We start from the raw sequence: 17,767 nt of genomic DNA on the forward strand, positions 1-17,767 counted from the left end.
GAGTGCATCGTTTGCGAATTGCGCAGCGAGATACCTTTTGAATATGAAGTGAGATACAAGATGACCATGCCTGAGTTGAACGAAATTAAAAACGTCTTTGATGAAGCAGACCTTCTCTTCACTCAGCAACAGGTTGAAGATGCCATTACCCATATGGCAAAAGACATTACCGACGCATTAAGCCAATTAAACCCTGTGGTATTCAGCGTTATGAATGGTGGCCTTGTCATCACAGGCCAACTCCTCACACAACTAACCTTTCCTTTACAAGCCAGCTATTTACATGCAACTCGCTATCGAAATAGCACATCGGGTCACTCACTCGAATGGAAAGTTCCTCCAATGATTGACTTCAAAAATAGGCCTGTGCTGATTGTGGACGACATTCTGGACGAAGGGCACACGCTTGCCGAAATTCTAGAATACTGTCATGGGCAAGGTGCAAGCCAAGTCTATAGTGCGGTTCTGATCAATAAGCAGCATGACCGAAAAGCCCGCCCAGATTTAGTGGCAGACTTTGTCGGTTTACAGATACCAGACCGCTATATTTTCGGATATGGAATGGATTACAAAGGTTACTGGCGAAACGCTCCCGGTATTTATGCCGTAAAAGGGATGTAAAGCATCACCCATGCAGCTCTTCGTATAGTGCGATAAACTCCAGCGTCAACTTATGGGTTGGCGCCATTTTAATTAAGGGTTGCGCCGCATTATGCGACTCTTTCATTTTGACCGAGGATGAAATACGGGTTTTCATCACAGGCACGTCTTCAGCCTCTAATTCTGCGACCAAGCGCTGCGGCAAAGAAGCACGCGGCTGAAACTGATTGACGACGATTCCCTCAACAACCAAGGCTGAGTTGTGATCTACTCGTGTTTCTTGAACATTGTTGAGTAGGCTATATAACGCTTGGCGCGCAAACTCATCGCAATCAAAGGGGATTAAACAGCGCTCAGCACCGACCAGTGCCGAAAGTGTAAAGAAATTAAATGCAGGCGGTGTATCGATGTAGATGGCGTCAAAGTGTTCTTTCAACTCAACCAATGCATCACGAAGCTTGTAGATTTTATGCTTCGTCTCTAGCTTCGATTGCAAATCACCTAATTCAGGATTCGAAGGCATTAGTGACAAATGTTCAACAGGTGTCGGATGCACAAACTGCAAGGGCGACTGAGGCCGAAGCTGCAAACTTAATGTTTGCTCAAAAAAATCTTTAACATCTGTTTGCGGCAAGTTTGCATCATCACCCAGTAAGTAATGCGTCGAATTGCATTGCGGATCTAGGTCAATAATCAGCGTTTTGATCCCTTTTGTTGCACTAATTGCAGCCAAATTCACCGCAATGCTGGACTTACCCACTCCACCTTTCTGGTTGAACACCACTCTGATCATACCCACCTCTCCAGAGCCAACTTCAACAAGCTGACGTTCGCTTTTAATGCAACGCACTATCGCTAAAATCAACGCACGGGTCAACGTTGTTGAAGCCAAAGAACATCTAAGCCGATATAAAAGCGATTGATCTTAACAAAATGCGCTTAACTTCGCCTAACTAGCCGCTAACACACAAAAATATTCCATACAAATAGACACTGGTCTTAATTTAAGGCAAAATTATCCAATATTTTTGAATGCGAAAAGCAGTCCAAATCCTCTACAAAACTTGCACGAAAGACGCAAGCTGCACGTTCAAGCTAGGTCTTGAGATGGAAAAATCTTACCTTTTAATTAACAAGGATAAGAGTGCGAGAGGCTTAGGTGTTCAATTTGTGTTCAAATACACGCGATCAACCCCATGACTACAGAGAAGCTAAAGAATGGATATTCGTAAGGTCAAAAAACTGATCGAACTACTTGAAGAATCCAATATCAACGAAATTGAGATCAAAGAAGGTGAAGAGTCGGTTCGCATTAGTCGCGGCTCAAGCATTAGCGCACCTGTTTACCAGCCCGCTCCACATTACATGAGTGCAGCGCCAGCCCCTGCTACACAAAGCGCTCCTGTCAGCGCTGCAGCACCCGCGGCTGAACCTGCTGCATCTACAGGTCACGTCATCCGTTCACCGATGGTCGGTACGTTTTACGGTGCGCCATCACCTAGCTCACCTGCTTTTACCGCAGTAGGTAAAACAGTTAAAGCTGGCGATGTCATCTGTATTGTTGAAGCCATGAAAATGATGAATCAGATTGAAGCAGACAAATCGGGTGTTGTTGAAGCGATTTTGGTTGAAGATGGACAACCCGTTGAGTTTGATCAACCTCTGTTCACAATCGTCTAAGCCCTCAATTTAACGTAAGGATCTTTCCAAGATGCTGGACAAAGTTCTGATTGCCAATCGTGGTGAAATTGCTTTGCGAATTCTGCGAGCATGTAAAGAGTTGGGCATTCGAACTGTTGCAGTTCATTCTGTGCCCGATCGTGACTTGATGCACGTACGCCTCGCTGATGAAGCCGTTTGTATTGGACCGGCCTCCTCTGCTAAAAGCTATTTAAATATTCCTGCACTGATCAGCGCAGCTGAAGTCACAGACTCGGTTGGCATACATCCTGGATACGGTTTTTTAGCTGAAAGCGCTCTTTTTGCTGAGCAAGTAGAACGTTCTGGCTTTACGTTCATTGGCCCAACTGCTGATGTTATCCGCCTGATGGGGGATAAGGTTTCAGCCATTGCTGCGATGAAAAAAGCCGGTGTACCGACAGTGCCTGGATCAGATGGCCCTCTTCCAGACAACAATGATGAGCTTTTCGCGATCGCTCGCAAAATTGGCTACCCTGTGATTGTTAAAGCCGCAGCAGGTGGTGGCGGGCGCGGTATGCGTGTTGTTCAAGCCGAAGCCCATCTCCTGAATGCCATTCATGTCACTCGCTCAGAAGCGGGTGCGGCATTTGGTGATGACACCCTCTATATGGAAAAATTCTTAGAGAGACCTCGCCACGTTGAGGTGCAGGTACTGGCTGATGGTCAAGGCAATGCTATCCATTTATTTGACCGTGACTGCTCAATGCAGCGCCGCCACCAAAAAGTCGTCGAAGAAGCTCCAGCACCGATGATTGATGAAGAAGCACGCCAAGCTGTTTTCAAAGCCTGTGTTGATGCCTGTATTCACATTGGATATCGCGGTGCGGGTACATTTGAGTTTTTGTATGAGGATGGCAAATTTTACTTTATCGAAATGAACACGCGTGTTCAGGTCGAGCACCCGGTAACAGAGCAAGTCACAGGTGTGGATATTGTAAAAGAGCAATTACGCATCGCTTCCGGTCTCCCGCTGTCATTCAAGCAAGAAGATATTGTTCTACGCGGGCATGCCTTCGAGTGTCGCATCAATGCTGAAGACCCGAAAACGTTTCTTCCCTGCCCAGGCAAAGTCACACACTTCCATGCCCCAGGCGGTAACGGTATTCGCGTTGACTCTCATCTATACGATGGTTACACCGTTCCACCTCATTATGATTCGCTGATTGCTAAGCTCATCACCTATGGTGAGGACAGAGAAACAGCGTTACGTCGAATGAAAAACGCACTTGATGAAACGATGATTGATGGTATTCGTACCAATATCGCACTTCATCAGGATATTGTTCGCGACAGCAATTTCGCAAACGGTGGTGTGAACATTCATTATCTTGAGAAAAAGCTCGGTCTTTGATTCAGAAAAGCCCGCTTAACAGCGGGTTTTTTTTGTGTAATTACGTAAACGCCTCTTACACCCTAGGTTTTTATCCACCTTCAGACAGAAGAACGGCTGACATCATGCTTTGATTAAGCGATACTTTGCGCATTCTGTTGTTATTGGAGTCATCATGCCCTGGTTACAAATTTCGTTATCAACTACACCCGACTGCGCTGAACAATACGAGGATATTCTTCTCGCGGCTGGATGCGCCGTCGTGAGTTACCAAGACGCAGAAGATGAACCCATTTTCGAGCCCGACTTAGGTACAACCCCCTTATGGTCCAACACCATCGTCACGGGGTTGTTTGATGCCGAATATGATTTAAATGAAACCCTCGCATTGATCAAAGCAGAGCAGATGGCAACATGGCCTGACTCTGAAAACCTTCCTAGTATCAAAGCCGAAATACTTGAAGATAAAGACTGGGAACGTGAATGGATGGACAATTACCATCCAATGAAGTTTGGTCAACGCCTATGGGTCTGCCCAAGCTGGAAACCGGTCCCTGACCCAAACGCAGTCAATTTACTTCTCGATCCGGGGTTAGCGTTTGGAACAGGCACCCATCCAACCACCGCCCTATGCTTGGAATGGCTAGATGCCGAAGATTTAAATGATAAGTTTGTCATAGATTATGGCTGCGGTTCCGGCATATTAGGGATTGCCGCACTCCTGTTAGGCGCACAATCAGTACATGCCGTCGATATAGACCCGCAAGCCTTGTCAGCCACCCAAGACAACTTACTAAGAAACGGACTGCACGGTGACCTTCTTCACACGTTTTATCCCGAATCGATGCCTACGGATATGGCGGACATCCTAGTTGCAAACATTTTAGCAGGTCCACTCAATAGCTTATGTCCTACGCTCTCTAAATTAGTTAAACCCGGCGGAAAGCTTTTACTGTCTGGCTTACTGTCTGCTCAAGCCGATGAACTGATTGACACCTACAGCAACAGCTTTATTATGGAAGCTCCTGTCGAAAAAGAAGGCTGGATTCGCCTCAGTGGTACGCGCCGCTCGTGAATATAGAAATGATTACCACCCACTGCCCTCACTGCCATACGCAATACAAAATTACGCCTGGCCACCTAAAAATAGCTTCGGGAAAGGTTCGGTGTGGGAAGTGCTTGAGTGTGTTTGATGCTCTGCCCGAAACACCGACATGGACAGACTCACCGGAAACAACCGATGTGGGTCATAACCCCCACATCGGCTCACACTCAACAGATTTTCTAAAACCCCCATCGTCAGATGATGAAAACAACATCAACACCTCGTTGTTTGCCCAGACGAATGATTCCGACGATGCATCTGACGCAATCAAATTAGCCAATGATCTGCATGCACCACAGCAAACGCCGAATTCAAACGCTATCGAGCAACCTTTATCTCAGCTTGCATCTCAACTTCGTCAACTAAACACCGCTCAGATCGATACGGAAGCCCTTCAGGGCAAACCGTTTTTAGATATAAAAGCGGAACCACTGAATCTACGCAACCCTGACTTCAAACAGCCCAAAAGCAATGATCTACCCATTATGCTCATGTGCTTTTTGGGTATTCTAATCCTAACTTTTCAAGTCTTATGGTTTGAACGTCAATCTCTGGCCAAGTACCCAGCACTTGATAGTGCCTACCAGGTCATTTGCGTATTGATGAATTGCGACCTACCCAGTCATAAGGCGTATCAGGAAATTGTGTCTCATCAACTGATCATCAGGCAGCACCCTCGTGAACCAGATGGGTTGATTGCAAGCTTGGTGATTGAAAACACGGCGCATTTTTCGCAACCCTTCCCAGTCCTGCGCCTCTCTTTTACGGATCAAAAAAATACACAAGTTGCGGTACGCGCCTTCAGGCCTCAAGAATATCTCAACTCTCCCCTGTTTGATCCCCAAAGAATGCCAACAAAACAGCGACTTGAGGTTGGACTCGAAATGATGAAACCCATTGAAGGCCACTTAGGCTATACCCTCAACATTCTGCCCTCTCACTAAACAAACTGATCTTTAGATCAAAAAATCATCAGAATCGACTTGGAGCCCTCGGCCAGAAGCGGTATCATTACCCACCTTCCGTGAATGCTCTTTTTTTCTGGTGTAACTGCACCGGACAGATATTTTTTTGACTCATTTTTAAGGTTAAGTATGTTTCAGGTCGGTCCCTACATCATAAATAGCCAAGTTATTCTGGCGCCTATGGCGGGGATCACTGACAGACCCTTTCGTCAATTATGCCGACGAATGGGAGCGGGACTTGCCGTTTCCGAAATGGTCATTAGCGATGTCAGCTTTTGGAAAACCCATAAATCTGCCTTTCGCTTAGACCATCAAGGTGAGACCAGCCCTCGCTCTGTCCAGATTGCTGGATCAGATCCAGACATGATGGCTTATGCTGCTAAAATGAATGTCGAGCGCGGCGCCCAGATTATTGATATCAATATGGGCTGCCCTGCCAAAAAAGTCTGTAACCGCGCAGCAGGTTCGGCGTTGATGCGTGAACCTGAGCTAGTAAAACAGATTCTGGAAGCTGTTGTGAGTGCTGTCGACGTCCCTGTGACCCTAAAAATGAGAACAGGTTGGTCATCCGAGCTCAAAAATGGCATCGAAATCGCTCAAATGGCTCAAGCGACGGGTATTCAAGCCTTAGCCGTACACGGCAGGACGCGTGCTGATGCCTATCGTGGCCAAGCTGAATACGAAACGTTAGCCAGAATTCGAGAGGTTATCGACATTCCCCTTTTTGCAAATGGGGATATTGACTCACCGAATAAAGCAGCTGACGTGCTAAAACAGACAGGTGCTGATGCCGTTATGATCGGGCGTGCGGCCCAAGGCCAACCTTGGTTATTTCGAGAGATTGATCATTTTTTGAAAACAGGTACATATGCAGTACCGCCTGAGACCCAGGAAGTCCATGACATCATGCTTGAGCACCTACAGGCTTTACATGCTTTTTACGGTGAAGTGTTAGGTGTTCGAATTGCTAGAAAGCACATAGGCTGGTATCTGAACGTACAGCAAACAGGATCCGAGTTCCGGAAATTTTTTAATTCAATTGACACAGCAGAACAGCAAGTAAACGAATTGGTGCTTTTTTTAGCCTCGACCAATTCCGCTGCCGCCTGACATCGGGATACGCTTATGAACGCAATGGACAATAAAATCGTGAAACAAGCCTCAACTGCACAACAGACCACACCTCCGCAAACATTGCGGGACAGTGTTCATCAGTCCATGACAAGCTACTTCAAACAACTCGATGGCCAACCGGTTACAGATGTCTACCAAATGGTACTGTCTGAAATCGAAGCTCCATTGTTTGAAAGCGTTATGGCTTACACGAAAGACAATCAGACCAAAGCGTCTGAGCTGCTGGGTTTGAATCGTGGAACCCTGCGCAAAAAACTAAAACAGTACGGATTGCTTTAATTTTTGAACCATCAATTGCTGGCCGGAACCCCTTATGTCTGAGCAAACTATCACCCCAGTGCGTCGTGCACTGATCAGTGTATCCGATAAAACCGGAATCCTTGACTTTGCACGCGCCCTCACTGAGCGTGGTGTTGAAATTTTATCAACGGGTGGGACTTACAAACTCTTACTTGAAAACCAAATTAGTGCGGTTGAAGTCTCTGATTACACAGGCTTTCCAGAAATGATGGATGGTCGTGTCAAAACCCTGCACCCTAAGATTCATGGTGGCATCCTCGGCCGTAGAGGTCAGGACGATGCCATTATGCAAGAACATAATATTTCGGCAATTGACATGGTGATTGTCAATCTTTATCCCTTTGCTCAAACCATTGCCCGTCCAGATTGCGACCTTGCCATGGCCATCGAAAATATCGATATCGGTGGACCGACCATGGTGCGCTCAGCGGCTAAAAATCATAAAGATGTCGCGATCGTTGTCAACGCATCAGACTATGACGTTATTATTCAAGAACTGGATGAAAATCAAGGCTTGTCTCATAAAACACGCTTCGATCTTGCCGTCAAAGCCTTCGAGCATACTGCAGCATATGACGGTATGATTGCCAACTATCTTGGCGCCATTATCGAGGGTGATGAAGAGCTCCCATCAGCGTTTCCGCGCACGTTCAATACGCAATTCATCAAAGCTCAAGAAATGCGTTATGGCGAAAACCCTCACCAGAAAGCGGCATTTTATATTGAAGCCAACCCATCTGAGCCCTCCGTTTCCACGGCAAGACAAGTGCAAGGCAAGGCCCTTTCTTACAATAATGTCGCCGATACCGATGCGGCTCTGGAATGTGTCAAACCTTTCCGTGACCCTGCCTGTGTGATTGTAAAACATGCCAATCCTTGTGGTGTGGCCATCGGCGAGAACCTTTTGGATGCGTATAACCGCGCCTTTTTGACTGATCCAACCTCGGCTTTTGGCGGCATTATTGCTTTCAATCGTGAGTTGGATGGAAAAACTGCCCAAGCGATTGTGGATCGTCAATTCGTTGAAGTGATTATTGCCCCTTCTGTTACCCAAGAAGCCTCTGAAATTGTGGCTGCAAAACCCAACGTGCGCCTACTCGAATGCGGACAATGGGATTCACATCCGTCCAAATCTTTGGATTACAAACGCGTCAACGGCGGTTTACTCATCCAAGATCGTGATCTAGGCATGATTGATGCTTCACAGCTTAAGATCGTGACCAAACGTCAACCCAGTGAGCAAGAAATCCGTGATTTGCTCTTTTGCTGGGAAGTGGCTAAGTTTGTCAAATCCAATGCGATTGTTTATGCACGCGATGGTCAAACCATTGGTATTGGCGCCGGACAAATGAGCCGTGTCTACTCGGCACGTATCGCCGCCATTAAAGCCGCTGATGAAGGATTGGAAGTCAAGGGATCGGTCATGGCATCAGACGCCTTCTTCCCGTTCCGAGACGGCATCGATTCTGCAGCCGAAGCGGGAATCACGGCGGTTATTCAGCCAGGCGGTTCAATGCGTGATCAAGAAGTAATTGATGCTGCAAACGAACATGGCATGGCAATGGTCTTTACGGGCATGCGTCACTTCCGTCACTAATGGGCCTTCAATTACAGGAACAAGCAATGAACATTTTGATTATCGGCTCAGGCGGGCGTGAGCACGCTTTAGCTTGGTCAGTTGCACAAGACACACGCGTTACACAAGTCTTCGTTGCTCCAGGTAACGCCGCTACGGCAACTGAGCAGAAAATGTCCAACGTTACGATTGATGTATTGGACATCGATGGCTTAATTCAATTTGCAAAAGACACATCCATTGACTTAACGATTGTTGGCCCAGAAGCACCTCTCGTTGCCGGCGTGGTTGATCGTTTTCAAGCGGAAGGCCTGCGAATTTTTGGCCCAAGTGCTGCAGCCGCTCAACTGGAAGGCTCAAAAGCCTTTACCAAGGACTTCTTGGCTCGACACCAGATCCCAACCGCCGACTACCAAAACTTTACAGATGTAGACTCAGCGTTGGCCTACCTTCAAGAAAAAGGGGCCCCGATTGTTATCAAAGCGGATGGTCTAGCAGCGGGCAAAGGCGTCATCGTTGCGATGACCCTTGCAGAAGCTGAGGAAGCGGTTAAAGACATGCTTGCCGGTAATGCCTTTGGTGACGCAGGACACCGTGTTGTCATTGAAGAGTTTCTGGAAGGCGAAGAAGCATCCTTTATCGTGATGGTCGATGGTGAACATGTGCTCCCTATGGCAACCAGCCAAGATCATAAACGTGTTGGCGATGCCGATACTGGCCCCAATACGGGTGGGATGGGGGCTTACTCACCTGCACCTGTTGTCACGCCTGAAATCCATGATCGCGTCATGCGTGACGTCATTATGCCAACGGTTAGAGGAATGGCCGCTGAAGGCATGCCCTATACCGGATTCTTATATGCAGGCTTGATGATTGATGCGACGGGGGCTCCAAAAGTCATTGAGTACAACTGCCGTTTTGGTGATCCTGAAACACAACCGATTATGATGCGTTTACAATCCAGTCTTGTTGACTTATGCAACGCCGCACTGGATAAAACACTCAATCAGGTTACAGCCGAATGGGATTCACGTTGCGCTGTTGGTGTAGTGATGGCAGCCGGTGGTTATCCTGGAGAATACCGTAAAGGGGATGTCATTTCGTTTCCAGATTCCACACCTGAGTCATGTCGCGTCTTTCATGCCGGAACACGTCTTGAAAACGGACAAGCCGTTACAGCAGGTGGACGTGTTCTCTGCGTTACTGCCTTGGGTAACAGCGTTCTGGATGCACAGCAGAAAGCCTATGCCTTAACCAAAATGATCCATTGGGATGGGGCATTTTACCGCCAGGACATTGGCTATCGCGCCATTGCTCGCGAAACATCGTAACACACGGCACCTACACCTTTCTAAAACCAAGCCGTGCTTATCGCGGCTTTGGTTTTTCTCTAGTCCCCTTCAAAAAACAGCCCTACTAATCTAAAAGACCTTGATCACTTCATTGATTATCTTCGTATTTATCTTTATAAATAAACTATAAATTGAATAATGATCTTAAGGAAATACGCTACACTTAATTACACATTCAAGAAAAGAACTTGAACCAGCCCTGATATCCATGAGTCTAAACTTTATATACCCCTCTATGTAAAGTGCTAGTTCTTCAGCTACGACAGGAAGGTGATCAATGAGTATTTTCGAACACTACAAATCTCGCTACACCTCGGTATTGCAGGAGGAAATGACCCTGCAAGAGTACCTTAACCTCTGTAAAGAAGACCCGCTTACCTACGTCAATGCGGCTGAGCGCATGTTAAAAGCCATCGGCGAACCCGAAGTCATTGACACCTCGAGAGACCCTCGGTTAAGTCGCATTTTCTCCAACAAAGTCATCAAGCGCTACCCAGCCTTTTCTGAATTTTATGGAATGGAAGATGCCATCGAAAACATAGTTTCCTACTTCCGACATGCCGCACAGGGGCTAGAGGAGAAGAAACAAATTTTGTACTTACTTGGGCCTGTCGGTGGAGGCAAATCCTCTCTCGCCGAACGCTTAAAGCACTTAATGGAGAAAATCCCTTTTTACGCCATCAAAGGCTCGCCGGTTTTTGAATCGCCCCTAGGGTTGTTCAATCCCGAAGAAGATGCCACTTTGTTAGAAGAGGACTTCGGAATCCCTCGTCGCTACTTACGCGGCATTATGTCACCTTGGGCCGTTAAACGCCTTCATGAGTATGGGGGTGATCTTTCTCGCTTCAAAGTGGTCAAACTTTACCCTTCTATTCTGAATCAAATAGCATTGGCCAAAACCGAGCCAGGCGATGAGAACAACCAAGACATTTCCAGCTTGGTCGGTAAAGTCGACATTCGTAAGCTAGAAGAGTATCCACAGCATGACCCAGATGCCTATAGTTTTTCAGGCGCCTTGTGTCGTGCTAACCAAGGAATTATGGAGTTCGTTGAAATGTTTAAAGCACCCATCAAGGTGCTGCATCCATTATTAACAGCCACTCAAGAAGGAAACTACAACAGCACAGAAGGAATGGGAGCCATTCCATTTGACGGCATTATTCTTGCTCACTCAAATGAGTCCGAATGGCAAACCTTTAAAAACAACAAAACCAACGAAGCCTTCATTGATCGTGTGTATATTGTTAAGGTGCCCTATTGCTCACGTGTCACTGAAGAAATCAACATTTACGCCAAACTGCTTGAAAACAGCTCACTAAAAGCGTCGCCCTGCGCACCCGATACCTTAAATATGCTGGCTCAGTTTACGGTTCTATCGCGTCTTAAAGTACCGGAAAACTCAAGCATCTACTCAAAAATGCGCATTTACGATGGTGAGAATCTAAAGGACACCGACCCTAAAGCAAAATCCCTACAAGAGTATAAGGACTCCGCTGGCGTCAATGAAGGCATGGACGGTCTCTCGACACGCTTCGCCTTTAAAATTCTCTCTAAAGTGTTCAACTTTGACCCTGTTGAAGTAGCTGCAAACCCTGTGCATTTGTTATACGTTCTTGAAAAAGAGATTGCACAACAACAGTTTCCAACAGAGATTCAAGATCGATATTTAGGCTATTTAAAAGAGTACATAGCACCTAAATACATCGAGTACTTAGGGAAGGAAATTCAAACCGCGTACCTAGAGTCTTACTCAGAGTACGGGCAAAACATTTTTGATCGTTATGTCACCTATGCCGACTTCTGGATTCAAGATCAGGAGTACCGTGATCCTGAAACAGGAGACATCCTTGATAGACAAAGTATCAATGAGGAGCTCGAAAAAATCGAAAAACCTGCGGGCATCAGCAACCCAAAAGATTTCCGCCACGAAATTGTCAACTTTGTGTTGCGGGCGCGTGCCAATAATAACGGCAAGAATCCAACATGGAATAGCTATGAAAAAATGCGTTCTGTGATTGAGAAAAAAATGTTCGCCAATACTGAAGACCTGCTTCCTGTTATCTCATTTAACGCAAAAGCATCCTCAGATGATCAGAAAAAGCACAGTGAATTTGTAAAACGCATGATCCAACGTGGTTACACCGAGAAACAAGTAAGACTGTTATCCGAATGGTACATTCGTGTACGTAAATCTCAGTAATTGGAAACCCGTTCAGCCTAGCTGCAACGGGTGGAGCTGGTTGTATGAGCTATATTATCGACCGACGACTAAACGCCAAGAAAAAGAGTACGGTGAACCGACAAAGGTTTCTTCGCCGCTATAAGCAACATATTAAAGAAGCTGTCGATCAGGCGATTAACGATCGTTCGATTACGGATCTAGAGCGAGGGGGCAAAGTCAGCATTCCTCGTAAGGATATCTCTGAGCCCATTTTTCATCATGGTCCTGGAGGTATCACAGATCGTGTCTATCCCGGCAATCGAGAATTCGCTGAAGGGGATGAGTTTAAACGACCAGAGCAAGGCGGTGGCGGCGGCTCTGGACAAGGAAAAGCCAGTAATCAAGGAGAAGGCGAAGATGAGTTCACCTTCAATATTAGTCAGGATGAATTCCTCGACTTTATGTTTGAAGATCTCGAACTGCCCAACTTAATTCGAAAAGAGCTCAAAGATGCCACGAGCTTTGAGACGCGAAGAGCGGGATTTTCGTCACACGGATCACCAGATAAACTGCACATTGTCCGTTCACTTAAAGCGGCCTATGCCCGCAGAATTGCGCTATCTGGCAATCGTCGAGATGATATTCGAGCCCTTAGAAAAGAAATTTGGGCATTGGAAAAAGAAGCGGTAACGGATGACACAACCGAGCGACTTCAGGCACTGCGAGCAGCCTTGCTTGAACTCGAAAAAAGCGTCAAAAAATTACCCTTTATTGACGATTTTGATTTGCGCTATCAAAACTTAGTCAGGCTCCCAATCCCATCCAGTAAAGCGGTCATGATCTGTGTGATGGATGTGTCTGGTTCGATGACACAATCCATTAAAGATATGGCAAAGCGTTTTTTTATCCTGCTCTACCTTTTTTTACAGCGCAATTATAAACAAATCGAACTGGTCTTTGTTCGTCACCATACGTTGGCAAAAGAAGTTGATGAACAAGAGTTTTTTTACTCCCGCGAAACTGGAGGAACGATTGTCTCAGGTGCACTCAGCCTTACAGCAGACATCATCAAGAGCCGTTACTCACCCTCTGAATGGAATATCTACGTCGCACAAGCATCCGATGGCGACAACTGGGATGGCGACTCGAGTTTATGTGGCGATCTTTTACGAGAAAAGTTGCTGCCTCTAGTTCAATATTTCGCCTATGTCGAGATCACAACAGGGCCTCATCAAAACCTTTGGTATGAATATGAGGGCATTAAAGATCAGTTTTCTGAACAGTTTGCTATGCAGCAAATTACACAACCCGGCGATATCTATCCCGTGTTCAGAAAGCTCTTTGAAAAGCGTACAGAGGTGAACTCATGAGCACTTCATCCCCAAAGCTATTATCTATCAGCTCTGAATGGAACTTTGAACTCCTCGAAGCCTTTGACCGAGAGTTGGCGCGTATCGCCAAGGATTTTGGTTTGGACACCTATCCCAACCAGATCGAGATCATCACATCCGAACAAATGATGGATGCCTACTCGTCTATTGGTATGCCGCTCAACTATAACCATTGGTCATTTGGCAAACAATTTGTTGAGACAGAGCAGAACTATTCTCGCGGTCGCATGGGCTTAGCCTATGAAATTGTCATTAACTCCGATCCCTGTATTGCCTATCTCATGGAAGAAAATACACTGTGTATGCAAGCGCTTGTGATCGCCCATGCCTGCTACGGACACAACTCTTTTTTTAAAGGTAATTATTTATTTAGAACCTGGACCGATGCCTCCGCGATTATTGACTACCTTTTATTTGCGAAAAACTACATTCGTGAATGTGAGGAGCGTCATGGCGTTGAAGAAGTGGAAGCGATTCTGGATTCTTGCCATGCGCTCATGAACTACGGCGTTAACCGATATAAGCGCCCTCGTCCACTGACCGCGGCGGAGGAACGTGAGCGACAACGCTCGCGTGAAGCCTACATGCAACAGCATCTGAATGAACTCTGGAACACCATTCCTAAAAAAGAGGGGCCTGCGGATGCACAACAAGCACGCTACCCCGTTGAGCCAGAAGAAAACATCCTCTATTTCATTGAAAAAAATGCGCCTCTGTTAGAGTCTTGGCAGCGTGAGTTAATTCGTATTGTTCGAAAGCTCGCACAGTATTTTTATCCACAAAAACAGACACAAGTCATGAATGAAGGCTGGGCTTGTTTCTGGCATCATACCCTATTGCACCAGCTCTACGACGAGGGCAGAGTCGATGATGGCTTTATGATGGAGTTTTTGCACTCTCATTCCAGTGTTATCTATCAACCCCCCTTTGACCACCCCCACTTTTCAGGCATCAACCCCTACACGCTGGGTTATCACATGATGCAAGATATACGTCGTATCTGTGAGAATCCAACCGATGAAGATCGAGAGTGGTTTCCGCAACTGGCGGGCAGCGACTGGCAAGCATCCTTGGACTATGCCATGCGCAACTTCAAGGATGAAAGTTTTATACAGCAATACTTGTCACCAAAGCTCATTCGTGACTTGAAACTCTTTAATATACATGATGATGCTGGCTTACCTGTGTTAAAGGTAAAAGCAATTCACAATGAAACAGGCTACCAACGGATACGTGAAACCCTCGCGGGCCAGTACAACCTCGGTAACCGCGAACCCAATATCCAAGTGTACAACGTGAACATCAGAGGGGATCGAAGCTTAACTCTGCGTCACTATATGCATAATAAGCAACCCCTTAGCAGTTCGAGCAAGGAGGTATTGAAACACCTTCATAGGCTTTGGGGATTTGATGTCCGCTTGGAATCTATTTTGCCAGATGGGACCGTCACCAAACGTTACGAATGTCCTCCTTCGGCTGAGTTGCTTGAGGTCATATGCCCATGACCTCTATACTCCCGCCTACATCATTTACTGGAGCGCCCTTATGGATTGTTTGTTTTGTAAAATCATTGCCAACGAAATCCCTGCCGAACGTCTTTATGAAGATGAATATGCATTGGCTTTCAAGGATATTAACCCTCAAGCCCCTTTCCATGCCCTGATCATCCCTAAAAAGCATATAGCAACACTGAATGACGTTGCGCCCGAAGACTGTGAAGTCGTTGGTCATCTGCATCGGGTTGCTGCAACACTGGCCAAACAAGAAGGGTTTGCTGAAACAGGGTACCGTACTGTTTTTAATTGCAACTCACATGGTGGGCAAACGGTTTATCACATCCATTTACATTTACTAGGTGGTAAACCCATGGGTTGGCCCCCTTATCAAGCAACCTTAAAGGTTGATCCTATTTAATAATTAACTTTTTGTTGCGCTGCATCATTTATGATTATACTAATGTTAGTATGATATAAAGTAGTTCAACAAGGAGCACGATTATGTCTGATTTAAACTTGGCCCCTCTAAAAAAAGAGCGGCCTCCCGTTCACGATCAATTAGAGTTTTTTATTGAACAAGCTAGACAGGCTACGCCTATTCGCACGGCGGTGGTTCATCCCGTTGACCGCAACAGCTTACTGGGCGCGATTGAGGCCGCTGAACAGGGACTTATCGAACCTTTACTCGTAGGCCCTGAACACAAAATCAGAGCCGCTGCCGAGAAAGAAGAGATCGACCTCTCTTCTTATGAAATAGTGAGCACGGAACACAGCCATGAAGCTGCTGAGCGTGCTTGTGGACTGGTACGCTCCGCTGAAGCCGTAGCACTGATGAAAGGTAGCTTAGGTACATCTGAACTCTTAGCTGCGATTTTAGACAAGCAAACCGGCATACGCACGGATCGCCGCTTGAGCCATGTATGGGTATTTGATGTTCCTAACTATCATAAACCACTGATCATCACCGATGCCGCGATAAATGTGACACCTGATCTCATTACCAAACGCGACATTATTCAAAACGCCATACACTTTTGCCATTCACTTGGCATTGTACAGCCGAAAGTGGCTATTCTGGCGGCTGTCGAAAAAGTAAAACCCGGCATGCGAAGCACCATTGATGCGGCTGCCTTATGCAAAATGGCCGATAGAGGCCAGATTACAGGTGCCATTTTAGATGGCCCACTTGCCTTTGATAATGCCATTTCATTGCAAGCGGCAATCGATAAACATATTGACTCCCCCGTGTCTGGAGAAGCCGATATTTTACTGGCGCCCGATTTAGAATCTGCCAACATGATTGCGAAACAGCTGATCTACTTAGCCGGTGCAAAATCTGCTGGCCTTGCCGTAGGGGCTAAAGTTCCTATTATCTTAACAAGCCGAGCTGAGGGAACCCTCGGACGTCTTGCCTCCTGCGCCATGGCATCGCACATGGTTTACCATCCACCGAAAGGAAGCTAAGGCTATGCGGACATTGTTAACCGTTAATGGTGGCTCATCCAGTCTCAAATGCGGCCTCTATCACGTCGAAGCTACTGGCTTAAAAAACCTGTGCATTGTCAAATTTGGCAATCTTCTCGGTGAGGGTGTCCGCTTTAGTGCAAGCACCTCGGAAGGAAAGCTGCTGGATAACCAAACCCTCGACTTCCAATCCTTTGCACGCAATGCGCGTCATCAAGCGGCACTGGATTTTGTCTTAGGTTGGTTCAAATCCGAATTTCCAGATCATCAACTCATTGCATCGGGTCATCGTATTGTGCACGGTGGAAATCGCTTTAGCCAACCCATTAAAGTGGACGCTGACGCTTTAGAAACACTCGATACCTTTGTTCCTTTAGCGCCCTTACATCAGCCTTATAATCTGATGCTGTTGCGGGCCATGCAAAACCTGTTACCTGAGCTCCCTGCTGTTGGTTGTTTCGACACCATGTTTCATGCGCACCAGGATCCTCTCGAGCGCCTGTACGCCATTCCTAAACACCTCAGTGAAGCAGGTGTTATGAAGTATGGTTTCCATGGTTTGTCGTACGAATACATCGTTAGACAATTGCGCAACTCCAACTCTAGCAAACTCAAAACCATTGTCTGTCATCTTGGTGCTGGCGCCAGCATGTGCGCAATCGATCAAGAGAAATCCGTTGCCTCAAGCATGGGCTTTACCGCTGTTGAGGGTCTGCCGATGGGCAGTCGTTGCGGTAGCATCGACCCCGGTGTTTTACTCTATTTGATGCGCGAGTATCAAATGGATCTTGATGCCATCGAAGCCCTCTTATACAAAGAAAGTGGTTGGTACGGTGTTTCGGGTGGCATTAGCTCCGAAATGCTCGAGTTACACAAAGCACAGCATCCAGATGCAGAACGGGCGATCGATTTATTCTGTTTACGCATAGCAGAAGAAGTTGGCCGCTTGACCGCGTCACTTGGGGGACTCGAGCAGCTGGTGTTCACAGGTGGTGTTGGCGAAAACGATGCCGATGTACGTGCGAGGGTCATCAAGCGATGCGCTTGGCTGGGTGTTCAATTGAATCACGCGGCCAACACAGATCAAGAGCACTTGATCAGTACACCCGAATCAGCCATTCAAGTCCGCGTAATCCCAACCGATGAGGAAATGATGATCGCGATGCACACTCACGATCAAGTTCATTCTTAA

General features: G+C 46.6%; 16 protein-coding genes and 1 pseudogene. 16 read left to right on the top strand and 1 reads right to left on the bottom strand.

Features of this window, described 5'->3' with window-relative positions:
• The first annotated feature begins 66 nt into the window (after positions 1 to 66).
• A complete protein-coding gene (locus F5971_RS05250) occupies positions 67 to 621 on the top strand; it encodes a hypoxanthine-guanine phosphoribosyltransferase (RefSeq protein ID WP_425489320.1) in 555 nt (184 codons plus the stop codon).
• A 4-nt stretch (positions 622 to 625) separates the two neighbouring features.
• Here the strand turns inward: F5971_RS05250 and F5971_RS05255 are convergent, their stop codons facing one another.
• The gene (locus tag F5971_RS05255) at positions 626 to 1,393 is read right to left on the bottom strand and encodes a ParA family protein (RefSeq protein ID WP_036509614.1); all 768 of its coding nucleotides are present in this window, start codon (positions 1,391 to 1,393) and stop codon (positions 626 to 628) included.
• 425 nt (positions 1,394 to 1,818) lie between these two features.
• Here F5971_RS05255 and accB point away from each other — a divergent pair, with 425 nt between their 5' ends.
• From accB to F5971_RS05325, 15 genes and pseudogenes are all read left to right on the top strand, one after another.
• Positions 1,819 to 2,280: an acetyl-CoA carboxylase biotin carboxyl carrier protein gene (gene accB, locus F5971_RS05260; protein ID WP_036509314.1), complete on the top strand. Its 462-nt coding sequence runs from the start codon at positions 1,819 to 1,821 to the stop codon at positions 2,278 to 2,280.
• Positions 2,281 to 2,311: 31 nt separating this feature from the next.
• Positions 2,312 to 3,652, top strand: coding sequence for an acetyl-CoA carboxylase biotin carboxylase subunit (accC, locus tag F5971_RS05265; protein ID WP_036509312.1), 1,341 nt, complete (start codon positions 2,312 to 2,314; stop codon positions 3,650 to 3,652).
• A 154-nt stretch (positions 3,653 to 3,806) separates the two neighbouring features.
• Positions 3,807 to 4,706: a 50S ribosomal protein L11 methyltransferase gene (gene prmA / locus F5971_RS05270; RefSeq protein ID WP_036509310.1), complete on the top strand. Its 900-nt coding sequence runs from the start codon at positions 3,807 to 3,809 to the stop codon at positions 4,704 to 4,706.
• Between the two features lie 8 nt (positions 4,707 to 4,714).
• Positions 4,715 to 4,816, top strand: a pseudogene (locus F5971_RS18785) (MJ0042-type zinc finger domain-containing protein); the annotation flags it as partial.
• A complete protein-coding gene (locus tag F5971_RS05275; protein ID WP_036509308.1) occupies positions 4,817 to 5,680 on the top strand; it encodes a DUF3426 domain-containing protein in 864 nt (287 codons plus the stop codon).
• A gap of 150 nt (positions 5,681 to 5,830) precedes the next feature.
• Positions 5,831 to 6,811, top strand: coding sequence for a tRNA dihydrouridine synthase DusB (gene dusB / locus F5971_RS05280; RefSeq protein ID WP_036509306.1), 981 nt, complete (start codon positions 5,831 to 5,833; stop codon positions 6,809 to 6,811).
• A gap of 24 nt (positions 6,812 to 6,835) precedes the next feature.
• A complete protein-coding gene (gene fis / locus F5971_RS05285) occupies positions 6,836 to 7,114 on the top strand; it encodes a DNA-binding transcriptional regulator Fis (RefSeq protein WP_051514318.1) in 279 nt (92 codons plus the stop codon).
• Positions 7,115 to 7,148: 34 nt separating this feature from the next.
• Positions 7,149 to 8,732 (top strand): bifunctional phosphoribosylaminoimidazolecarboxamide formyltransferase/IMP cyclohydrolase, encoded by a 1,584-nt coding sequence (purH, locus tag F5971_RS05290; protein WP_036509302.1) that lies wholly within the window; start codon positions 7,149 to 7,151, stop codon positions 8,730 to 8,732.
• Positions 8,733 to 8,758: 26 nt separating this feature from the next.
• The gene (purD, locus tag F5971_RS05295; RefSeq protein WP_036509612.1) at positions 8,759 to 10,042 is read left to right on the top strand and encodes a phosphoribosylamine--glycine ligase; all 1,284 of its coding nucleotides are present in this window, start codon (positions 8,759 to 8,761) and stop codon (positions 10,040 to 10,042) included.
• A gap of 298 nt (positions 10,043 to 10,340) precedes the next feature.
• Positions 10,341 to 12,263 (top strand): PrkA family serine protein kinase, encoded by a 1,923-nt coding sequence (locus tag F5971_RS05300; RefSeq protein ID WP_193494344.1) that lies wholly within the window; start codon positions 10,341 to 10,343, stop codon positions 12,261 to 12,263.
• A 44-nt stretch (positions 12,264 to 12,307) separates the two neighbouring features.
• Positions 12,308 to 13,594, top strand: a complete 1,287-nt coding sequence (locus F5971_RS05305) for a YeaH/YhbH family protein (protein ID WP_036509299.1) — start codon at positions 12,308 to 12,310, stop codon at positions 13,592 to 13,594.
• Positions 13,591 to 15,120, top strand: a complete 1,530-nt coding sequence (locus tag F5971_RS05310) for a SpoVR family protein (RefSeq protein WP_193494345.1) — start codon at positions 13,591 to 13,593, stop codon at positions 15,118 to 15,120. Before F5971_RS05305 ends, F5971_RS05310 begins: the two co-directional genes overlap by 4 nt.
• Before the next feature lie 40 nt (positions 15,121 to 15,160).
• A complete protein-coding gene (locus F5971_RS05315) occupies positions 15,161 to 15,529 on the top strand; it encodes a histidine triad nucleotide-binding protein (protein ID WP_036509298.1) in 369 nt (122 codons plus the stop codon).
• A gap of 83 nt (positions 15,530 to 15,612) precedes the next feature.
• The gene (locus tag F5971_RS05320) at positions 15,613 to 16,575 is read left to right on the top strand and encodes a bifunctional enoyl-CoA hydratase/phosphate acetyltransferase (protein WP_036509297.1); all 963 of its coding nucleotides are present in this window, start codon (positions 15,613 to 15,615) and stop codon (positions 16,573 to 16,575) included.
• A gap of 4 nt (positions 16,576 to 16,579) precedes the next feature.
• Positions 16,580 to 17,767 carry an acetate/propionate family kinase gene (locus F5971_RS05325; protein ID WP_036509296.1) on the top strand — a complete coding sequence of 396 codons (1,188 nt, stop codon included), beginning with the start codon at positions 16,580 to 16,582 and terminating at the stop codon, positions 17,765 to 17,767.

The organism is Nitrincola alkalisediminis (assembly GCF_009821115.1).
In the GTDB taxonomy this organism is placed as follows: domain Bacteria; phylum Pseudomonadota; class Gammaproteobacteria; order Pseudomonadales; family Balneatricaceae; genus Nitrincola; species Nitrincola alkalisediminis.

Bases quoted from the DNA above. Each gene is read 5' to 3' on its own strand.
- F5971_RS05255 (WP_036509614.1), bottom strand. From the start codon at position 1,393: ATGATCAGAGTGGTGTTCAACCAGAAAGGTGGAGTGGGTAAGTCCAGC.
- F5971_RS05320 (WP_036509297.1), top strand. From the start codon at position 15,613: ATGTCTGATTTAAACTTGGCCCCTCTAAAAAAAGAGCGGCCTCCCGTT.
- F5971_RS05300 (WP_193494344.1), top strand. From the start codon at position 10,341: ATGAGTATTTTCGAACACTACAAATCTCGCTACACCTCGGTATTGCAG.
- fis (WP_051514318.1), top strand. From the start codon at position 6,836: ATGGACAATAAAATCGTGAAACAAGCCTCAACTGCACAACAGACCACA.
- F5971_RS05305 (WP_036509299.1), top strand. From the start codon at position 12,308: ATGAGCTATATTATCGACCGACGACTAAACGCCAAGAAAAAGAGTACG.
- F5971_RS05315 (WP_036509298.1), top strand. From the start codon at position 15,161: ATGGATTGTTTGTTTTGTAAAATCATTGCCAACGAAATCCCTGCCGAA.
- accB (WP_036509314.1), top strand. From the start codon at position 1,819: ATGGATATTCGTAAGGTCAAAAAACTGATCGAACTACTTGAAGAATCC.
- prmA (WP_036509310.1), top strand. From the start codon at position 3,807: ATGCCCTGGTTACAAATTTCGTTATCAACTACACCCGACTGCGCTGAA.
- purD (WP_036509612.1), top strand. From the start codon at position 8,759: ATGAACATTTTGATTATCGGCTCAGGCGGGCGTGAGCACGCTTTAGCT.
- F5971_RS05325 (WP_036509296.1), top strand. From the start codon at position 16,580: ATGCGGACATTGTTAACCGTTAATGGTGGCTCATCCAGTCTCAAATGC.
- accC (WP_036509312.1), top strand. From the start codon at position 2,312: ATGCTGGACAAAGTTCTGATTGCCAATCGTGGTGAAATTGCTTTGCGA.
- F5971_RS05310 (WP_193494345.1), top strand. From the start codon at position 13,591: ATGAGCACTTCATCCCCAAAGCTATTATCTATCAGCTCTGAATGGAAC.
- purH (WP_036509302.1), top strand. From the start codon at position 7,149: ATGTCTGAGCAAACTATCACCCCAGTGCGTCGTGCACTGATCAGTGTA.
- dusB (WP_036509306.1), top strand. From the start codon at position 5,831: ATGTTTCAGGTCGGTCCCTACATCATAAATAGCCAAGTTATTCTGGCG.
- F5971_RS05250 (WP_425489320.1), top strand. From the start codon at position 67: ATGCCTGAGTTGAACGAAATTAAAAACGTCTTTGATGAAGCAGACCTT.